This window comes from Myxococcus sp. MxC21-1 (assembly GCF_032612255.1).
Lineage (GTDB): Bacteria > Myxococcota > Myxococcia > Myxococcales > Myxococcaceae > Myxococcus > Myxococcus virescens.
On record NZ_CP123278.1, the window covers coordinates 2413698 to 2432102 of the forward strand.

At 68.4% G+C, this 18405-nt stretch carries 17 protein-coding genes; 6 read left to right on the forward strand and 11 right to left on the reverse strand.

Annotation, left to right across the window (positions count from 1 at the left end):
• Positions 1-38: 38 nt before the first annotated feature.
• Together QEG98_RS11335 and QEG98_RS11340 are read right to left on the reverse strand one after the other, a co-directional pair.
• Positions 39-1343, reverse strand: coding sequence for a sigma-54-dependent Fis family transcriptional regulator (locus QEG98_RS11335; RefSeq protein WP_316567869.1), 1305 nt, complete (start codon positions 1341-1343; stop codon positions 39-41).
• On the reverse strand, positions 1232-1783 hold the full coding sequence (locus QEG98_RS11340; RefSeq protein WP_316566729.1) for an FHA domain-containing protein: 552 nt from the start codon (positions 1781-1783) through the stop codon (positions 1232-1234). The genes QEG98_RS11335 and QEG98_RS11340 overlap by 112 nt, the downstream gene beginning before the upstream one ends.
• Before the next feature lie 229 nt (positions 1784-2012).
• Here QEG98_RS11340 and QEG98_RS11345 point away from each other — a divergent pair, with 229 nt between their 5' ends.
• A complete protein-coding gene (locus QEG98_RS11345) occupies positions 2013-4829 on the forward strand; it encodes a carboxypeptidase regulatory-like domain-containing protein (RefSeq protein ID WP_316566730.1) in 2817 nt (938 codons plus the stop codon).
• Between the two features lie 379 nt (positions 4830-5208).
• Here the strand turns inward: QEG98_RS11345 and QEG98_RS11350 are convergent, their stop codons facing one another.
• Together QEG98_RS11350 and QEG98_RS11355 are read right to left on the reverse strand one after the other, a co-directional pair.
• Positions 5209-5979 carry a ribosomal protein L7/L12 gene (locus QEG98_RS11350; protein WP_316566731.1) on the reverse strand — a complete coding sequence of 257 codons (771 nt, stop codon included), beginning with the start codon at positions 5977-5979 and terminating at the stop codon, positions 5209-5211.
• A 176-nt stretch (positions 5980-6155) separates the two neighbouring features.
• Positions 6156-6683, reverse strand: coding sequence for a DUF1993 domain-containing protein (locus QEG98_RS11355; protein WP_316566732.1), 528 nt, complete (start codon positions 6681-6683; stop codon positions 6156-6158).
• 504 nt (positions 6684-7187) lie between these two features.
• Here QEG98_RS11355 and QEG98_RS11360 point away from each other — a divergent pair.
• The 4 genes from QEG98_RS11360 to QEG98_RS11375 all read left to right on the forward strand — a co-directional run bounded on the left by QEG98_RS11360 (position 7188) and on the right by QEG98_RS11375 (position 11345).
• Positions 7188-7637 carry a hypothetical protein gene (locus tag QEG98_RS11360; protein ID WP_316566733.1) on the forward strand — a complete coding sequence of 150 codons (450 nt, stop codon included), beginning with the start codon at positions 7188-7190 and terminating at the stop codon, positions 7635-7637.
• A 365-nt stretch (positions 7638-8002) separates the two neighbouring features.
• Entirely contained in the window at positions 8003-9355 is a 1353-nt protein-coding gene (locus QEG98_RS11365; RefSeq protein ID WP_316566734.1) for a hypothetical protein, read from the forward strand.
• Between the two features lie 1058 nt (positions 9356-10413).
• A complete protein-coding gene (locus QEG98_RS11370; protein ID WP_316566735.1) occupies positions 10414-10878 on the forward strand; it encodes a DUF2380 domain-containing protein in 465 nt (154 codons plus the stop codon).
• Positions 10875-11345, forward strand: a complete 471-nt coding sequence (locus tag QEG98_RS11375; RefSeq protein WP_316566736.1) for an NUDIX hydrolase — start codon at positions 10875-10877, stop codon at positions 11343-11345. The genes QEG98_RS11370 and QEG98_RS11375 overlap by 4 nt, the downstream gene beginning before the upstream one ends.
• 385 nt (positions 11346-11730) lie before the next feature.
• On the opposite strand, the gene QEG98_RS11380 is transcribed toward QEG98_RS11375, so the two are convergent.
• A complete protein-coding gene (locus QEG98_RS11380) occupies positions 11731-12321 on the reverse strand; it encodes a hypothetical protein (protein ID WP_316566737.1) in 591 nt (196 codons plus the stop codon).
• Entirely contained in the window at positions 12318-13283 is a 966-nt protein-coding gene (locus QEG98_RS11385; protein ID WP_316566738.1) for a 3-hydroxyacyl-CoA dehydrogenase family protein, read from the reverse strand. The genes QEG98_RS11380 and QEG98_RS11385 overlap by 4 nt, the downstream gene beginning before the upstream one ends.
• A gap of 398 nt (positions 13284-13681) precedes the next feature.
• Here QEG98_RS11385 and QEG98_RS11390 point away from each other — a divergent pair, with 398 nt between their 5' ends.
• On the forward strand, positions 13682-14377 hold the full coding sequence (locus tag QEG98_RS11390) for an NADPH-dependent F420 reductase (RefSeq protein ID WP_316566739.1): 696 nt from the start codon (positions 13682-13684) through the stop codon (positions 14375-14377).
• Positions 14378-14446: 69 nt separating this feature from the next.
• On the opposite strand, the gene QEG98_RS11395 is transcribed toward QEG98_RS11390, so the two are convergent.
• From QEG98_RS11395 to QEG98_RS11415, 5 genes are all read right to left on the reverse strand, one after another.
• Positions 14447-14611 carry a DUF4343 domain-containing protein gene (locus QEG98_RS11395; RefSeq protein ID WP_316566740.1) on the reverse strand — a complete coding sequence of 55 codons (165 nt, stop codon included), beginning with the start codon at positions 14609-14611 and terminating at the stop codon, positions 14447-14449.
• 116 nt (positions 14612-14727) lie between these two features.
• The gene (locus QEG98_RS11400; RefSeq protein ID WP_316566741.1) at positions 14728-16038 is read right to left on the reverse strand and encodes a hypothetical protein; all 1311 of its coding nucleotides are present in this window, start codon (positions 16036-16038) and stop codon (positions 14728-14730) included.
• Positions 16039-16198: 160 nt separating this feature from the next.
• Complete coding sequence (locus tag QEG98_RS11405) at positions 16199-17065, reverse strand: sigma-70 family RNA polymerase sigma factor (protein WP_316566742.1); 867 nt, start codon at positions 17063-17065, stop codon at positions 16199-16201.
• A gap of 1 nt (position 17066) precedes the next feature.
• The gene (locus QEG98_RS11410; protein ID WP_316566743.1) at positions 17067-17531 is read right to left on the reverse strand and encodes a carboxymuconolactone decarboxylase family protein; all 465 of its coding nucleotides are present in this window, start codon (positions 17529-17531) and stop codon (positions 17067-17069) included.
• 128 nt (positions 17532-17659) lie between these two features.
• Entirely contained in the window at positions 17660-18370 is a 711-nt protein-coding gene (locus QEG98_RS11415; RefSeq protein ID WP_316566744.1) for a siderophore-interacting protein, read from the reverse strand.
• Positions 18371-18405 lie beyond the last annotated feature (35 nt).

Below are 18405 nucleotides of genomic sequence, written 5' to 3' on the forward strand. Positions count from 1 at the left end.
ACTGGCACGCGGACAAGCCCTCCAGAGGAGGCGGCCTGTCAGTCCCCCTCGCCGAGGTAGCGAAACAGCGAGCGAAGACCGATGCCCAGCGCCGCCGCCGCGTCCTTCTTGCTGCCGCCGCAGCGGGCAATGGCCTCCCGCACGTAGCGCTGGACGAACGCCTCCCGCGCCTCCTCCAGGGGAATCATGGGCTCGGTGTCGCCGCCCAGCTCCAGGTCCTCGGGGCGCAACAGCTCGTCCGTCGCCAACACCGCCGCGCGGCGCACGCGCGATGCCAGCTCTCGCACGTTGCCAGGGAAGGGGTGCCCCCGCAGCGCCTCCGCGGCCTTCTGCGTGAAGCCTCGCGCCTTGCGCGCCTCTTGCGTCAGCACGTGGTGGGCGATGAGCAGCACGTCCTCACCACGCGCTCTCAGCGGCGGCACGTCCACACGCACTTCTTCCAGCCGGAAGCGCAGGTCCGCGCGGAAGGTGCCCCGCCTCACCGCCTCCTCCAGGGCCACATGGGTCGCGGACACCACGCGCACATCCACCTTGCGCGGCTGGTGTTCGCCCAGGCGGGTGACCTCGCGCTCCTGCACCACGCGCAGCAAACGCGTCTGGAGCGACAGCGGCATGTCCCCAATCTCATCCAGGAAGAGGGTGCCACCGTCGGCCGCTTCCACCAGTCCCGCCCGCTCCGTGCCCGCGCCAGTGAACGCGCCACGCGCATGGCCGAACAGCTCGCGCTCGATGAGGCTCTCCGGCAGCGCCGCGCAGTTGATGGCCACCAGCCGGCCGCGCCGGCCACTGCGCCGGTGGAGCGCCCGCGCCACCAGCTCCTTGCCCGTCCCTGTCTCGCCTGTGACGAGGACGTTGAGCGGCGTGGGCCCCAGTCGCTCCACCTGCCGGTAGAGGGCGCGCATCGAAGGGGATTCGCCGATGAGCCCCTCGAACGTCGCGGCTTCGATGCGGCGGGTGAGGCCCTCCACCTGCGCGCGCAGCTCCGTCAATTCGCGCCGGGTCGACAGGAGCAGCGCCGTCAGCGCGGAGAGCGCCATGGCCTCCTCCAACTCCACCGCCGAGAAGGCCGGAGCGCCCAACTTCCGTCCCAGGTACACCACTGACAGGGGCACCAACTCCACACGCAGCGGCACCACCAGCGCGGAGCCCAGCCGCAGTGCTTCCATGCTGGGCGCCCGGGCCAGCGCCGCGTCCGCCTCGACGTCGGCCACCCGCACCGGGGCACCCGAGGTCAGCACCCGGTCCACGAGGCTGTCCACCACCGCCGCGTCGGGTCTGGCGCCCGTGGAACACAGCACGCGCCGAGGTCCCTCCCGAGAGTCCGCGGCGACGAGGAAGCCCACGTCCGCGCCCACCACGTCGGCGAGCCCCCGCATCGCCACCTCCAACAGCTCCAGGGGAGGGCGCTGCACCAGCAGCCGCGAGGACAGCTCCGCCAGCACCGCCACCAGCCGGCCGTCCTGTCGCCGGGGGCCACCTCCGCCGCATCACCCACGACGGACTCCACCGCTTCGATGAGCTCCAGCTCCACCGTGCCCACGCGGAAGCGGTCCCCGGGCTCCAGGGGCGCCAGGTCCACGCGCCGCCCTCGCACCTTGATGTCACAGCCCTTGCCCGCCGGGGACACGCTCCAGCCTCGCGCGTCGCGGAACAGCAGCGCGTGGCTCGGCTTCACGCCGGGCGCAAGGAGCACGGCGTCGCAGGTGGCGTCGGAGCCCACGGAGACGACGGGCTTGTCCAAAGGGAGACGGCGGCCGTCGGGGAGGACCAGAAGCTGGGGCATGGCGGGAGCGGACGACGCAGTCGCATATCAGGAATGAGGGAGGCGTGCGCGTGCGGGGCCCGGGAGGAGGGTGCCAGGGGGGAATGCCGTCGCGGGGCAGGCGCATCCCCCACCACAGGCCTGCCGCGGCCACGCCATTCCACGGAACCGTCGAATCCATGTACCGTCAGGCGCTTCGCCGTTCCCTGGCAGTTCTTCCCATTCCCGGTTCCTCCGAGTGGCACACCCCATGCGCCTCATTCGTCCTTCCTGGCTCTGGGCCTTCCTGCTGGCCCTCTCCGCCTGTTCCTCGACCTCCACGACCCCCTCCGACGCGGGGACTCAGCCCGATTCGGGGACGCAGAACGGGCGCATCGAAGGCCAGGCCATCCTGGAGGGGGCCTCGTCCCACGCGGGCATCAGCGTCTCCGTGGAAGGCGCTTCGCTGAGCGCCACCACGGCCACTGACGGCCGCTTCACCCTGGAGAACGTCGCCGCGGGCACGCACATCGTGGTGGCGAAAATGCCCGGGTACTCGGAGGCTCGACAGTCCGTCACGGTCGCCACGGGAGCACCGGCCTCCGTGAGGCTCGACCTCGTGCGTGGACGGGGTTCAATCCTCGGCAATGTCAAGGTGGAGGGCGTCCTGGATGCCTCGGGCGTCAACGTCACCCTGGTGGAGACGGGCGCCAAAACGACCACGGACGCGACGGGGCTCTTCACCTTCTCCGACCTGGCCCAGGGCACCTACACGGTGGCGCTCCAGAAGACGAACTACCTGGCGACGCAGCAGACGGTGGAGGTGCGGGGCACGGGCTCAACCCTGGTCAACCTCTCCCTGTCGCGCGAGCGGAGCAGCGTGACCGGCGTCATCCAGCTCGAAGGCTCGAGCAACCACGCCGGCGCCGTCGTCACCCTGGTGGAAGCGTCCCTCACCGCGACCACGAATGCCGAGGGACAGTTCAACATCCAGAACGTGATGACGGGCACGTACACCCTGCGGGTGCGGCGGGAGAACTATGTGGACGCGCAGCAGACCGTGGAGGTCCGCGTGAACCAGCCGAGCCAGGTCAACCTGACGTTGTTGCTCGTACGCGGGGACGTGGCGGGCACCGTCCAGTTGTCGGACGGAGCCACCCCCTCGGGTGTCACCATCACCGTGACGCAGACGGGCGCCAACACGACGACGAACGCGCAAGGCCAGTTCTCCTTCACCGGGCTTCCGCTGGGCACCTACACCCTGACCGCCCAGAAGGAGGGCTACGCGGTGGTGCAGCAATCCGTCACGGTGCGCACGGGCGCTGCGGCCACGGTCGCCTTCACGCTGGTACGGGCCCAGGGGCGCGTGGTGGGCACGGCCCTGCTCGAGGGCGCGAGCAGCCACGGGGGCATCACCGTCACGCTGGCGGAGACGGGGGCCACCACGACCACGAACGGCCAGGGCAGCTTCGCCTTCAGCAATGTGGCCGCGGGCACGTACACGGTGGAAGCGCGGTCGAGCGGCTATGCCGTGGCGCGCGAGTCCGTCCAGGTGCAGGAGAACCAGTCGGCCAACGTCTCGCTCTCGCTGACGCGCGAGCGGGGCAACGTGGCTGGTGTCATCCAACTCGAGGGCGGGATCTCGCCGGTGGACATCAACGTCACCCTGGCGGGGACGGCCTTCAGCGCGCGCACGAACACCGCGGGCCAGTTCTCCCTCACCGGCGTCCCCACGGGCTCCTACACCTTGGAGGCCCAGAAGGACGGCTTCGCCACGGGCCAACGTACCGTGGAGGTTCGCGCCGGCGAGCAGGCCCAGGTCAGCCTGACGCTGTCCCGCGCTCGCGGGAACATCTCGGGCGTGGTCCTGCTGGAGGACGCCAACACCACCTCGGGCATTTCGGTGGCGCTGGTGGAGAGCAACGCCTCCGTGTTGACGGACGCCCAGGGCCGCTTCTCCTTCAATGGCCTCATCGTGGGGACGTACACGCTGTCCGCCTATTGGACGGGCTATGAGATTCAAGAGCGGAGCGTGGTGGTGCGGAATCAGGAGACCACGGTGGTCAACATCACGCTGCGGCGCAGGCCCGGCGTGGTGACGGGCACCATCCAGCTCGAAGGCGAAAGCCACCACGAGGGTGTCACCGTGTCGCTCCCCGGCCATGGCGCCACCGCGACGACGGATGCCCAGGGGCACTTCGTCCTCGAGGGCGTGCCCCAGGGGCGCCACACCCTGGCGGCCAGCAAGGCGAACTACGCGAAGGCGGAGGCCGCGCTGGACGTGCGCGAAGGCGAGCCCCAGCCGGTCAACCTGTCCCTGTCGCGACTGGGCGCGCTCGAGGTCTCCGCGTCCAAGCTGGCGGTCCAGGGGGGACACCTGACCTTGACGGGCTCCGGCTTCGGCGCCGAGCGCGGCCCCTTCACCGTCATGGTGGGAGGAGAAGCCGTCACCGACTTCATCTCCTGGTCCGATACGCAGGTGGTGGCGCGGGTGGCGCACCACGTCGCTCCGGGCGAGCACGACATCGTCGTGACGCCGGGTGTGCCCTGGCGGCGGCACACCACCACCTCCGTGTGGGTGGTGCCCCAGGAGACCGTCGCCTACGGGGAGCATTGGGGCGTGGGTGTCCTTGCTTCCAATCACGTCTCCGTCTGGGGTGAGCCGTCCCTGGCCGACATCCACCCGATTCCGGCGGGGCTCACCGACGTGGTGAGCGTGGCCACGTCGCGAAGGACCGCCTTCGCCCTCCAGGCGGATGGCACCGTGGTGGCGTGGGGCGGTGACCTTCCTTCGGACCTGAGTGTCCCCGCCGACCTCACGGACGTCGTGGCCATCGCGGGAGGCGATTCCTTCGTCCTGGCGTTGAAGGCGGATGGCACCGTCGTGGCCTGGGGCGAAAGCGCCATCGCCCCGTCCTCCGACGTGAGGGACGTGGTAGGCATTGCCGTCACGAGCAACGCCAGCCAGGCCTTCCTCGCCGATGGCACCGTGGTGACGTGGGGGCAGGACAACGAAGGACGGGCAATGCCTGCCGAGCAGCTCTACCTGCCGCCGCACGACCTGGTCCTTCGCGTCCCGGCTCGCTAGCCCCGCACACCATGGGCGACGACAGACGTCGCCCATGGTGCTGGTTGAAGGACGTCGGCCAAGGCGACGCGCGTCCCGTTGGCGCGCGCGTCGAAGCAGCGTGAGTTCCGCCGGGCTGGCGCGGTGAGCAACCTTCGCTGCATGCTTCAGACGGCCTGTCCGGCAAATCCCCTGGCTCCAACGTGGGATAGGGGATGGGTGCGGTCGTTCAGTCGTCCGTCCGTCCCGTGCGCGCGGCCCCTTTGTCCAGCAGGTCCTCCACCGCGAAGACATCGCACTGCTCGATGGCGGCGAACAGGTTGTCGGGCTTGTCGAGCTTCATGAGCGCTACCTGATGGATGCGGGGTGTTGGGCTGGACGCCGCAGCATCGCAGCCTACCTACTCCGCCGACCCTGGTGGGAGCCGGGGGAGCCGCGAGTCGGCCCTGCGCGCGGCGTCACGAAGGGTCTCCAGGCCTGGCCCGAGCGCCGGGAGCGGTGGCAGGTCCAGGAGGGTGAGCGCCGCCTCGAAGCGCTCCAACTCGCGCAGCAGCTCCGCGCGCATCCACCGGTGCTCGGCGTCGTCCAGCGCGCACAGGGCCATGAGGGCCTCGGCGTTGTCGCGGACCTGGTGCGCGCGCTGGGAGAGCGGTACCCACGGCGCGTCGCGACGGTAAGCCTTGTTCCCCATCCACCAGGCCCACTGTCGCAGTTCGCGTTCCTCGTCGGAGGTTGTCGCGAGTCCCTCGCGGAGCGCATCCAGGAAGAGCGCTTCGCTTACGTCCTGTACCTGGGGGGCTTCGTTCCATTCCCTGGGGTACATGGGCACATAGGGCCGGGTGACGATGCGTGTCGAGCTGACACGGGCGCCCAGCTCCTCGAAGCGGTCGGCGATGTGTCGGGCCTTGCCCGTGTGGTCGTATTCCCCGAGGCGCGCGGGGAGCTGGGCGACGAAGTGCTTCACCTCCTGGAGTCCCATCCCCAGATCGCTCCGCAGGCGCTGCATGACCTCGATGCGGCGCGCCCCCGTGCTCTCCAGGGTGAGGGTGGTGAGCGTCTCATCGCACTGGGAGGTGACGGGGTCCACGTGCCCCAGCTCGACGGCGCGCGCGACCCAGAAGAACGCATGGCAGCCCATGCAGCGCGCAATCAAGGGTGGCAGCGGCCGCATGGGGGCTTCGAACCAGCCATCACTCCAGAGCACTGCGCCGAACGTATTTCCGGAGGCCAGGGTCCCGCACCGATGGAGGGCTCCACAGCGCGGACAGCCAATGACTGCGTCGGGACCAGGGATCATGACGTTGGACTCCAAGTCCTCTTCAGTCATTGAACGCCGACGCCCTCGGCTCAGGCCGCTGGCTGGCGCAGGTAGGCGAACATGTGCGGGACGTAGTCGGCCTTGCCAAGCTGCACGCCGTTGTGCCGCAGAATGCTGTAGGCCGTGACGAGGTGAAAGTAGAACTGCGGTGTCACCCAGTTCCGCGCGTATTCGCTGCCGGTCATGTCGAAGGCCAAGCCATTGGGCAACTCGATGGACAGTCGGCGTTGTGCGCCTTCCTCTATCCGCGCCCTGTCAGCGCTCGACAGCAGTTGTAGCGTTCGCTCAATCAAGGCGTTCGCTTGTTCCATGTCATCCGGCGCGTCTAGCGCCGACAGTGGCTGCTGGCCAAGCCGCAGCACTGCTTCCTGCGCCTGGGTACAGGCGAACTGCACCTGGCTGGCCAGGTTGTACATGTCAGGTGCCAGTCGCGACTGGAGCAGGTTCTTCGAGTCGCAGCCCAGCTCGCGAGCATGCGCCTCCCCCTTCTTCAGGAGACCTTGCAACGCGCGCAGCATCTGCGCGAAGCAGGGAACGGTCATTTCGTAGATCGACATCGGTGCCACCTCCTTGAATGACTCAACCCTAGCAGGCTTGATGCGCCCTGCCAGGCGCCGTGTCAGGCCGGTCTGCACCTCAATTTTCGGACCAGTTGAAGCGTGAGAGAGTCCTCGCGGCCAGGAGGTAGGTCGGTCGCGAGGAAGAGCAGGTTTATTGAGGAGCAGATGGTCCGCATCCTGCTGGAGGCGGAGGCGCCGGGGGCTACGGTGCTCGGAAGCTCCTCTCCCGCCTATGCCGTCGAGCGCTGGCCCTAGGCTCCCTCGGAGAGTGTAAAGGAACTTTGCAGATCTGGCCTGCCCGTCTTCACTTGGGGTGGATGAGATTTCCGGATTTTAGACCTGACACGTCGTTCAATTCCAAATGGGCTGGCTGTACCTTGAGTTTGCCTTTGCGCGAATCCCTCTCGCGGGGGCATTCGGAGCTTCCCGCCCATGTCCAATCCGTCTGACTCTCGGCTTGCCGGGAGCCTTTCTCGCCTCTCGGGGCGGCTGGCCACGTCCTTGCCGCGCCCCCAAGGCGAAGTCTTCTACTCCGCACCGGAGATGTTGCTGGGCGAGGTGGTCGACGCGTGGGCTGATGTATTCTCTCTGGGGCTGACGCTGCTGGAGTTCGCCACGGGGCGACACCTCTACGACCCGGGCCTTCTTCGCATCGAAGAAGTGGAATCGCGGATGTCGCAGGCGGAGCGGGAACAGGCGTTCTCGGCGACGGTGGCGTCCGTGGTGGCGGAGTTGCCTGACTTCGCTGAAGACGCCATCGGGTGCGCCATGGCCTTCCGCTCCGATGACGTTGAGCATGCCGCGCAAGGGCTCTCATTTCCCTTCGAGACATCCTCCACACGATTCTGCGCAGAAGCCCCGCCGAACGTTTCGGGACGGCTGTCGAGCTGGAGATCATCCTGCGTGGCCAGTTGGCGCGACTGGGGTGCTACACGCGCGAGGATGCATTGAGGGAGATTCAGCGGGCGCTCGCGGGTGCCAGTGAAGGACTCTGGGACTTCGAGGTGCCCAGCGATGAGGGAGGCATCACGCCCCCTGTCACCACGGAGCGGGGCGGCCACGAGCCCACGACGGAATCTTCGTCACCCCGAGGGGGCGCACGTCGCGCGTCGGCGGGCGTTCTCCACCCGGACGAAGTGCCAACGGAGCCCGGCACAGGCCCCCGTCGCGCGTTGACGAAGCAGCCGACCGTTTAACGGCGGCCCTCAACCCCTCTCACCACTGCTGATTCACCACCGGCACGGCGCCAGCCGTCAGGCCGACCGGGAGACGTGTGTTTCTCGTGCCTCATGTCGGGGCACGCACAGGAGGCGTGTATGCACAGGAAGCGAAGGTGTCTGTCCGCGCTGTTGCTGCTTGTCTTGCTCCCCTTGCCGGGATGGGCCTCGGAGCCTCCCTTGCCCGAGGAAGAGGCGCCGTCTACTCCACCGGCCTTGCCGTCGCGCAGGTGGCACTACCTGACGCGCGTGGAGGCGATGACGTTCGCGCTGCTCCCTCGCGCGGGCGCTGGGAGTGATGACGGCTTCGTCCAGGTGGAGCCCACCTTCATCATCGACGGTGGCCTCGAGTTCGGCATCAACGTGGGCGCTCCCGTGCGCTTCCGCCTGTGGGGTGGTGGCAATGGCGCGGGGCTCGTGCGGCGGGAGGACTGGGACTCCCTCTCGGACTGGGGGCAACTCGTCCGTGGCCTTAAGTTCGGCTCGGACAACGCGCCGCTGGGGGTGTGGTTCGGTGGCCTGGACAGCTACAGCCTGCTTTCCGGGCATCTGGTCCGCCGCTACTCCAACCGCGAGAATCCGGACTACCACCCGGCAGGAGGTTTCCTCACCGGCACCCTGGGGCCCCTCTACACGGAAGCATTCGTCTCAGACGTGCTGGGCGCGCGGCTGATGGGCGCGGAGTTCTCCCTGGACTTGGAGCACGTCTTCTTCGGCAAGGCCAAGGAGCACAGTCGCTACACCCTGGCGCTGTCTGCCGTGCATGACTGGGGTCGAGCGGGTGGACGCGCGCCGTCGGTGACGCTGGCACATGCGGATGCAATGGCGGTGGTGGTGGTGCGACCTGACTACGAGGTCCACTTGGTGGCGGGCTGGGGCGGGCGTCCTGGCGAGGGTGGCGCATGGGGGGCTGTGGCAGGCGCGGGGTTGGACGCGGGGACCGAGACACTCAACCTGCGGTTGCGGCTGGAGGCGAGGCGCCAGCGTGGCGGCTTCCGGCAAGGCTTCTTCGGGGCGGACTACGAGTTGGCGCGCTTCCAGGCTGCGGGTCCTGATGGCGTGCCTCTCGCGGATGCTGGCTTCCCGGATGGTTACTCGGCTTTCGGTGAGGCCGAAGTGGGCTGGGACGCCGTCAGCTACGGGGGCATCTACAGACACCTGAAGCTGTCTCTGGGCGCGGAGGCGTTCTCCTGGGGGCGCTTCGACGTCGACGGGCGCGTGGCGGTGCAGCTCTTCGAGCGCAGCTTGGAAGTGGCGTTGAAGGGCCTGGGCGTGGGTATGGGGCAGCCCGGGGCGCGTTACCTGGGGGCTGCGGAAGTGCGCTGGCGATTCCTGGGCGGGAAGCTCTACGCGATGGGGACGGGCGGCACGCTGCTCTTCCCCACGGCGGAAGGGACGCTGCGACCGGGGGCCTTCGCGTCGGTGGGCCTGGGGGTGGACAATGCGCGCTAACGCCTTGCTGGTGGTGGTGTTGGCCATGGGGGCCGCTTCGGTGGCGCATGCCTCCGGGCTTGGCGGAGCGTTGAGCTACGCGCCGCGCGTGGCCACGTCCCCCGCGTGGAAACACGCGCCAAGCGACGAGCCTCCGCGTTCCTCGGACGCTTCTCCGTTCTCTATCTCTGGGCCCGAGGTGGACCAACGGCGAGCGCGCCAGCGGGGGCCACGGCACGACGCAACAGGGGCCGTGCCTGGCACTGCGTCCGTAGCTGTCGGGGGTGGAGTGCAGAGTGCCGCAGCGGTGCGTCAGGCAACACTGGACGCCATTGATGAGGTGAAGCGCTCCCTGGAGGGTATCGAAACCACGCGCGCTCGACTTGCGTCGCGTCCTTCCTCTCTTGGTAGCCGGGGACTCGACGGGGTGTTCACGCGCTATCTCGGCCATGGCTCCAGCCAACTGGCGTGGCTCCGAGGAACGCTGGGGAGTGCCACGGCGCTGGCGGGAGTGGCTTCGGAGGTCGGGGATTCAGGAATGGAGCTGAGCATCCTCCAGATGACTGGGCCCCGGCTCCAGGCCGCGATGTTCGGAACCCTGCTACTGGCCACGTGGGTGGACTTCCTGCAACTCGCTGATGCCTTGCTCCGCGATTGTCCCATGTGCGGCTCCGAGAAGCTGTTCGCGGACCTGCATCGAGTTCAAAGCAAGCTGACTCCGACACTGGCAGACCTCGGATCGGGGGACTCGGAGCGGATAGAGGCGGCGGCGACCGCGATGCCCGTTCTGATGGGGGAGCTGACCCACGAGTTCGACACGATTCGTCGGGAGGCACGCTCGGCCATGGAGGTGGGCGGCAAAGTCATCGTGGCGGCGCAGGTGATGGAGTTGCTCGCCCTGATTTCCACACTGAACATGTCACTCCCCCGGCCACCCCCAGCAGCCCCCGCGACGCTCGGCGTGGGCCTCGTCATGAGTTCGGGGGGGCGTCATGGCAGGCTCGCGGCTCGTCGTCTCGGCGGAGTGGGTGGAGATGATGCGAAGGCTGGTGCAGGCGGGCGTCATCTCCCTCCCAGCCGTGAGCGCGGCAGTTCGCATCCATGGTGGGCGGGTGATGATGGCCCAGGCCCACCAGGACTTGCCCGAAGGCGTGCGCGAGGCGCTGGGGGATAGCCCCGAAGTGCGCGGTATGAAGGTGACGGGTAAGGCCGGTGCGGGCATGGCCGACGCACCGAAGCATCACGTCATGCCGCAAGAGCACCGGGAGTGGTTCGAGCTGCGCGGCTTCAAGGGCGACATGGACATCGACCAATTCTGCGTCCGACTGGAGCAGGCCCACCATGAGGCGATTCACGGTGGGGGGAACTGGAAGCTGGGGCGAACGTGGCCCGGTGCGTGGAACCGGATGATCATGGATGCACTGCTCAAGGCTGAGAAGAGCGCGGGCCAGATGTTGACGCGGAACACAATCCTGCGGATCGTCGCGGAGAACATGAGGTTCTACTCCATCCCGATGAAGTTCACTAAAGGGAGAAGCCGATGACCGATGGACGTTCATGGCAGGGGAACTGGGTAGCCCGCCTGTATGAGCGAGTCCGTGAGCGAGGTTACGACTCGGTCACCGCCTTTGCCGAGGCCCGTCCCACCGCGTCCCTAGTCGCTCTTGCAGAGGATCTTGGTCCGGATGACGTTGCCGGCGTTCAGGTGTTCAGGGGGTTAGTCGCCGAGGCTGAACGCAGCAAGAAGCTCACTCGATTGGTGCGTGGGCAACTCGTGCGGGAGTTGTACGAACGTCTTCCCAACGGCTGGCCGCCCGTGTTGGATGGTGACGCACGGATGGAGGTTGCCATCGCGCTTGGCCAGTGGTTCGCCTACACGCCTGAACCTCTTAAGGACCGCGTCGACCGGGTTGGAGATGCGTTGCTCGCCAATCCGCCTCCTACTGGATGGCGTCCGCTCGGTCCTGACGACGAACTGCTCCGCACGCTCTTGCCTGACGAAGAATCCTGACCGGCAATGGCGGCCCCGCCAGACGACGAGCGAAGGTCGCCATGTTGCACGTATGTCGCACGACACTGCGGAACGGACCGGAACAGGGCGGGACACCAGGGGACGCGGCGGGACATCGAAGTTGAGTCGTTCCGGGCGGTTACGAGGTAAGGGCGCGATTCTGCTGGGAGTTTCGCACCGTCCGGAGCGGGTTCGATTCCCGCCGCCTCCACTGTGAAGCTCAGCAAGCCCACCGGGTTGCTGGGGTTATTGTATCCGGCGGCGCACCGCCGACCCGCCGGACACACGCCTCGAGCCCAGTCTCTGTACAACTCGCTCCTCGCCGACCACGGCCCTCGCCTGCTTGCAACCCCTCACGCGACGTCACTGGCAGGACGGTTACGGTTCACCGCTCCGGAGTCTCCATGCGGATGGCCAGCGCGCGACAGCCCGCGCCGGCCTCCAGGCCATCGGGCGGAGCCCACGCTCCGACCGAGTGATAGAGCCGGCCCTCGCGCCTCTCCAGGTAGAGAATCATGTTGAGCGGCCAGCCGCTGCCCTGGAAGAGGTGGCGGTCCATGGGCGTGGGCTCCTGGCTGACGCGCAGGCCGCGCTCGTGGGGCGGGCCGATGCGGTGCCAGTCCGGGTGCAGGTGGATGGAGCCGAGCACTTCCAGTCCCTGGGCCTCGGCCTCGGTGGTGATGCGCAGCAACTCCCGCGGCTCGCACCAGAAGCCACGACGCCCGTTGGCGTAGCAGGCGCCGAAGCGGGGGATGATGGTGGTGTCGAACTCCTGGAGCACGCGCTCATCCGTCTCGCGGACGTTGGTGGCGAAGCGAACACGCTCCACGCGCATGGCGTCGCCGGCGACGCGCCCCAGCAGCACGGCCCAGCTCCGGGGCGGGAGCTCCGGGGTGCACGTGGTGTACTCGCGGATGGCGTCCACCAGGAAGTCTGACAGCACCGCCGAATCCAGCAGGACGGTCTCCGTCCTCATTCCGCCAGCTCCGCCGTGGGAGTGCGGAGGCGGCCCGCCGCCCGGTCCTCACGAAGCTGGGTGGCGAGGTGGCGGGCCATGCGCTCCTCGTAGGCGGCGGTGGACTCGGGCGTCCAGGAGTAGAAGCCCTGGCCCGTCTTCTGGCCTAGCTCGCCCCGCTCCACCTTCTGCGCGAGCACGGGCGGCACGGGGCGGCCGGTGCCGCGGAGGAGGGCCGTCATGAAGTCCAGCCCCACCAGGTCCAGCCGGTCGAAGACACCCGAAGCGCCCAGGCGCCGTCCGACGCCTTGGGTGAGCACGCGGTCCACCATCTCCGGCGTGGCCACGCCCTCATGCACCAGGCGGATGGCCTCGCCAATGAGGGCCTGCTGCAGGCGCGGGCCCACCGAGCCCGGCACGTCCCTGGAGAACACCACCGGCGACTTGCCCAGCTCCTCGAGGAACCGCCGCACCGTCTCCACCGCGTCGGGGGACGTCTTCTCGCCGGGGATGACGTCCACCAGCGGGATGAGGTGCGCGGGCAGGTAGTAGTGGGCGGAGAGGACGCGCTCGGGTCGCGTGCAGTCCCGGGCGATGGCCGTCACGCTCAGCGCGGTGGTGTTGGTGGCGAGGAGGGTGTCGGGGGCCGCGAGCCGGTCCAGCTCGCGGAAGAGCTGCTGCTTGAGGGCGAGGTCCTCGGGGATGGACTCGATGACCAGGTCCTGCTCCACGGCGGCCTCGGCGAGCACTGTGGTGCGGCGAATGCGTCCGAGCGCGGCGGGGGCCTGCTGTGGGGCGAGCAGGCCCGTCTCCACCAGCAGCGCTGCGTCTCGCTCCAGCTTCGCGCGCGCCCGCTCGCTGCTGTCGGCGCGCGTGTTGTAGAGCACCACTTGCCTGCCGGCGATGGCGAGCTCGAGCGCGATACCGCACCCCATGGCGCCCCCGCCCACCATGCCAATCCTCTTCAGCCGCTTGTCTGTCATGGGGCACAGCCTTGCCAGCCCGCGCGACAGAGACAACCTCTTGATGTGTTGCTGTAATTGTTCATGGCGCGTGTGTGATTGATGCACCGGGCCATGCCCGGGGGCGCTCGGGCGCGTCGACCTGGCCACCTGCTCCCAGCGGGGGCCTCCTCGTGGCGGCGGCGCCGGCATCACAGCCTGCGCGTCCTTGATGCACGGACGGGAGCGCTTCAGCACGAGTTCCCTTACCCGTCCCCGGCCTTCTCCGTGGCCCTGGGAATGAGGCACTCGTCATGCTTGCCAACGACATGCCCGCGCGCATCTTCGACCTGTCCACGGGCGCGCAGCTCTCATAGGTGCAGGGGCGCGCGGCGGAATGACGAGCGAGCCGAGGAACGCCTCATTAGGTTGCTCGTCCCATGAACATCGGAATCATCGGCGCAGGGAACATTGGAGCGACCCTGGCGCGGCACCTCAAGGCCCTGGGGCATGACATTTCACTAGCGAACTCACGCGGCGTCGAGGGCGTCACGGCCATCGCGGCGAGCGTGGGGGCAAAGCCCGTCACCGTTCGCGACGCGGCGCACGCGGGCCCCATCGTCATCGTCACCATTCCCCAGAAGGCCATCACGGATTTGCCGCCCGGCCTGTTCGACGACGTGCCCGCGGACGTCGTGGTGGTCGACACGGGCAACTACTACCCGGAGTTCCGCGACGGCCACATCGGCGCCATCGATGCGGGGCAGACCGACAGCGAGTGGGTCTCAGCACAACTGAAGCGTCCGGTGGTGAAAGCCTTCAACAACATCCAGGCTGGCAGCCTGGACACGAAGGGCCTTCCCCGTGGGGCACCGGGGCGCATCGCGCTTCCGGTTTCGGGCGATGACCCGCGGGCGCGACAGCAGATTCTTCAGCTCGTTGACGCACTGGGCTTCGATGCCATCGACGCGGGCCCCTTGTCGGAGTCCTGGCGGCAGCAACCGGGCACGGCGGCGTACTGCACCGACCTCGACGCCGAGAAGCTCCCAAAGGCCCTGGCCGCTGCCGACGTGACGATGGTCGCCGAGCTCCGTCAGCAGAACGACCTGCGCGTCAAGGCCATGTTCAGCCGCTGAGTCCCCCGCGTTCAACGCGAGCCGCGGACGGGCTCGCAGGCCACGCGTCGCCCCTGGAAGTGAGGCGGCTCAGGCGCGCGTGGCTTCGGCGATACAGCGGGCGGCTTCGGCCGTGTCGCAGCCGTTGAGCCCAGCGCCCCACGCGGCGTTGGCTTTCAAGAGCACCCAGCCCCGGCCCTCCACCCAGGCCGCGTCCAGCACGCACGCGCGAGGCAGCATGGGCGACCGCGCCACGGTGTCGAGGAACGCCCGTGCCTCCGCGCAACGTCACGACTTCCGAGGACAGCACGGGCGTCTCTGGCGCGAGGCCCCGGTGGTGCGGGCCTACAACGCGGGACCCAGGGCGCGCGTCACGGCACGAGCTGTTCGACCGAAGGCGCGTGCGAAATGCGGATGGCTGGGATGTCCAGGACATCATCCTGCTTCACGCGGGTCCCCACGGTGACCTGGTAGGGCGGTTCATCGAGCACGGGGGCACGCCCGTAGACGACGAAGTACTTGTCATTGGCATAGGCCACGCTGCCGGACACGAGCTGGCGAGCCGCCGCGCCACGGGAGATGGCGAAGCCGTGGCGGTCACGGACGTTCCCGTTCAGCTTCACCCGGGCGCCACGGACGCGGCCGGTGTCGGCCGTCAGCGCGCTCCAGGTGACGAGCACCTGGTGGCCCTCGGAGGCGACCTTGGGCGTGATGTCGTTCGTGCCCGAGGTGGCGATGGGGATGCCGCTGGGGTCCAGGACGTTCGCCGTTCCGTCCTTCACTCGGGCCCCGTAGATGTCGGGGGTGCCATTGCGTGCGTCGCTCCAGGCGACGAAGAAGCCCTGCTTCGTCGCCGTCACCGACGAGAAGTTCTGATTGCCCGGCGCAGCGGAGATGACGAAGCCGTCCGGGTCGAGCACCGCGCCCGTGCGCCGGATTCTCGCGGCGAAGATGTCCTGGCCGCCGAAGCGAGAGTCCGTCCATGTCGCCAGGTACCGGTCATGGGACCATGCCACCGCGACGCCATAGGAGTTGATGGCAGACAGCTGGTTGGAGATGAAGACCTCCTGGACGTCGAAGCCCGGCTTCGCCGTGTTCAGGGTGATGCCGCGGACCGCGCCAGTGGCGGTTCCGCCGAAGCCAATCCACGCCACCAGGCACTTGCGGTCGTGGCAGGCGATGCCCGGTGAGCCCGCGGGCTGGTGGTCGGTGGGGGTGAAGAGCGTGACCGGCGGGCCGTCCAATGTCCCGTTCCGGTTGACACGCGTCAGGAAGATGGAGGTGTCTCCGGTCCAGACGACGAGGAACTGCCGGCCATCGAACGCGGTCGCATGGTAGTAGGCGTCGGGTCGAAAACCGGGGTTGAGGGGGATGGCATCCGGGTCCAGCAGCCGGCCATTCTTCGAGACGCGTGCCGCGTAGAAGCGGCCGGGGCGGCCGTCGGACCAGGCCACGAAGAACTGGTTTCCGTCCTCGGCCACCTGAGCATCCGTCGCGAAGGTCGGTGTCGCCCAGTTCGGGTAGGGCCCCTGGCTCCCCGGACCATGAAGCCCGGCCTCGGCGTCCTCTCTCGAAGGGGAGTTGCCTTCGAACAGCTCCGCTTCACCGCCACACGCCAGAGAGAGGAGCCCCCCGAGGAGCAAAGCGCTCCAGCCGCGAGTTTGCTTCGACGGTCCACGCATGATTCGCCCCCTTGCAACATCAGTCCGGCGGCAGGGTCCACGGCGGGGGAGGGTGGTCGCAACGCGGTATTCCTGCCGAAGCGGGCGAATGGACAGACGCCGGCCGCATCCAGGCGTGCTTCGTCGCGCCTTGAACGAACGCCTGAACCCGTGGCCCAGGTCAGGCCGGCAGCTTGTCCGCCACGAGCCCGCGGATACCCTGGAGCTTGTCGGGGTTGCGAGTGACGTAGAGTGTGGCGATTCGGCCATCTTCGATGCCCAGGGCCGTCGTCTGGAGCGTGCCGTCCTTCTCCAGGGTGACGAAGGCGGGCAGTCCGTCGATGAATCCCTCGTGCACCCGCTGCGAGGAGTTCACGCCCGTGATGCGCAGCAAGCCCTCGAAGAAGCGCAGCGTCTTCTCCTGACCGTAGATGGGGTTGAGGGCCGCCTTCACCTTGCCGCCACCGTCGGAATACACGACGACGTCCTGGGCCAGGAGCGCTTGGAGCGCCCCCATGTCCCCGCTCCGGGACGCCACGTAGAAGGCCGAGGCCAGCTCACTGCCCTGCGCTTCCGACACGGGAAATCGCGGCCGAGCCTCGCGCACGTGGGCCCGTGCGCGGCTGGCGAGCTGGCGGCACGCGGCAGGGGCCCGGCCCATGGCCTTCGCCACCTCCTCGAAGTCCATGCCGAACACGTCGTGCAGGAGGAAGGCGGCTCGCTCCAGCGGGGACAGCCGCTCCAGGGCCATCATCAGGGGCAGCGTCAAGTCATCACCCTCCACCGCATCGACGATGGGCTCCGGAAGCCAGGTGCCCACGTATTCCTCGCGGCGTACGCGGGCGGACTTCAGGACGTCCAGACACAACCGCGTCACCGTGCGGACAAGCACGGCCTCGGCGTCGCGCACGGCGGCGCGGTCGGTCTGGTGCCAGCGCAAGTACGCCTCCTGCACCACGTCTTCGGCCTCCGCGACGATGCCCAGCATGCGGTAGGCGATGCGGAGCAGGCGGGGGCGCAGCGGGTCGAAGGCGTCAGCGGGATTCACGTCAGGCGGCCTCGGTGCGGGGAGCGGTGACGGGGTGAATGGAGCGGAACCCCACGGCGATGCGGTTCCAGGTGTTGATCATCCCGATGAGCAGGGTGAGGTGCACGATTTCCTGCTCCGAGAAGTGCGGCTTGAGGGCAGCGTAGACCTCATCGGGCGCGTGCGTCTGGGAAACGTGCGTCAGGGCCTCCGTCCAGGCCAGGGCCGCTCGCTCGCGCTCGGTGTACAGAGGCGACTCGCGCCAAGCGTCCAACAGGTAGATGCGCTCCTCGGTCTCCCCATGCGCGCGGGCGTCCCGGGTGTGCATGTGGATGCAGAACGCGCAGCCGTTGATCTGCGAGGCGCGGATCTTCACGAACTCCAGGATGCTCTTCTCCAGGCCCAACTCCAGCAGCTTCTGGCCGTAATCGAGTGTCAGCTTCATCGCATCGGGGGCGGCGGCGTACGGGTTCAGCCGGGGCTTCATGGGCGGCTCCTGAGTGTCGTGCAGGGCGAAAGTGCCTGCGTTCAACGTCAGGACGACGCAGCCGGGGCCGCATGTGACATGGGCTTTTCCGGCCGATTTATTCGCCCCGCCGTTCCCGGGGCGAGGAGTCAGTCGAGCCCCGTCTTGCCCACCGCCCAGTAGGCCTTCACCTTCGGCGTGGCGCGGTCGCCGTCGCCGCGCAAGCGGGCGCGCAGGGCCTGGATGGACTGCGCCCGGCCCGTCATCACCAGCACCGCCCCGGGCTTCGCGCGCATTGCCTCTCGCAGTCGTTCATGGAGGCGGGCCAGGTGTGCGTCCCCAGGCTCGCGCGCCACGGCCTGTCCCTCGAAGCCCAACTCACGGAGCGCGGGGACGCATGCGTCAGGCTCCGTCACCTCGAAGACGGGCGTGACGTCCCGCCTCGCCGCGGTTCGGAATGCGTAGGCCACTGCGAAGGACGTCTCATCGCCGAACAGCACCACCGGCACGTCCCCGGCCTCCAGGGACAGCGAGCGACGGGGCCCGAAGAACTGGACGGTGTCGCCCACCTTCACGTCACGGCCCCAGCTCGCACCCGGGGTGTCGCCGTGCAGGTACACGAGGAAGGAGGTGGCACCCCGTTCCTCGTCCCAGGACAGCGGGGTGTACGTACGCATGCCCAGCCCTGGCAGGAAGACCTGCACCTTGTCGCCAGGGGTCCATCCCTGTCCCTTCAACGTGGGCCCCTCGCAGTCAATCTGTCGGAAGACGCGCGAGCGCTCGTGGACCTGGGTCACACGGCTGTCGGTGAAGAGGAACCGCCCCAGGACGCTTCCCAGCAAGGCCTTCGCGGATGCCATTGGCACCTCCCTCCGGCTTCCATACACGCCCCCAC

Coding starts and splice junctions, on each gene's coding strand:
- QEG98_RS11340 (WP_316566729.1), bottom strand. CDS start 1,783: ATGCCCCAGCTTCTGGTCCTCCCCGACGGCCGCCGTCTCCCTTTGGAC.
- QEG98_RS11345 (WP_316566730.1), top strand. CDS start 2,013: ATGCGCCTCATTCGTCCTTCCTGGCTCTGGGCCTTCCTGCTGGCCCTC.
- QEG98_RS11350 (WP_316566731.1), bottom strand. CDS start 5,979: ATGCGGCCGCTGCCACCCTTGATTGCGCGCTGCATGGGCTGCCATGCG.
- QEG98_RS11355 (WP_316566732.1), bottom strand. CDS start 6,683: ATGTCGATCTACGAAATGACCGTTCCCTGCTTCGCGCAGATGCTGCGC.
- QEG98_RS11365 (WP_316566734.1), top strand. CDS start 8,003: ATGCACAGGAAGCGAAGGTGTCTGTCCGCGCTGTTGCTGCTTGTCTTG.
- QEG98_RS11375 (WP_316566736.1), top strand. CDS start 10,875: ATGACCGATGGACGTTCATGGCAGGGGAACTGGGTAGCCCGCCTGTAT.
- QEG98_RS11380 (WP_316566737.1), bottom strand. CDS start 12,321: ATGAGGACGGAGACCGTCCTGCTGGATTCGGCGGTGCTGTCAGACTTC.
- QEG98_RS11385 (WP_316566738.1), bottom strand. CDS start 13,283: ATGACAGACAAGCGGCTGAAGAGGATTGGCATGGTGGGCGGGGGCGCC.
- QEG98_RS11390 (WP_316566739.1), top strand. CDS start 13,682: ATGAACATCGGAATCATCGGCGCAGGGAACATTGGAGCGACCCTGGCG.
- QEG98_RS11400 (WP_316566741.1), bottom strand. CDS start 16,038: ATGCGTGGACCGTCGAAGCAAACTCGCGGCTGGAGCGCTTTGCTCCTC.
- QEG98_RS11410 (WP_316566743.1), bottom strand. CDS start 17,531: ATGAAGCCCCGGCTGAACCCGTACGCCGCCGCCCCCGATGCGATGAAG.
- QEG98_RS11415 (WP_316566744.1), bottom strand. CDS start 18,370: ATGGCATCCGCGAAGGCCTTGCTGGGAAGCGTCCTGGGGCGGTTCCTC.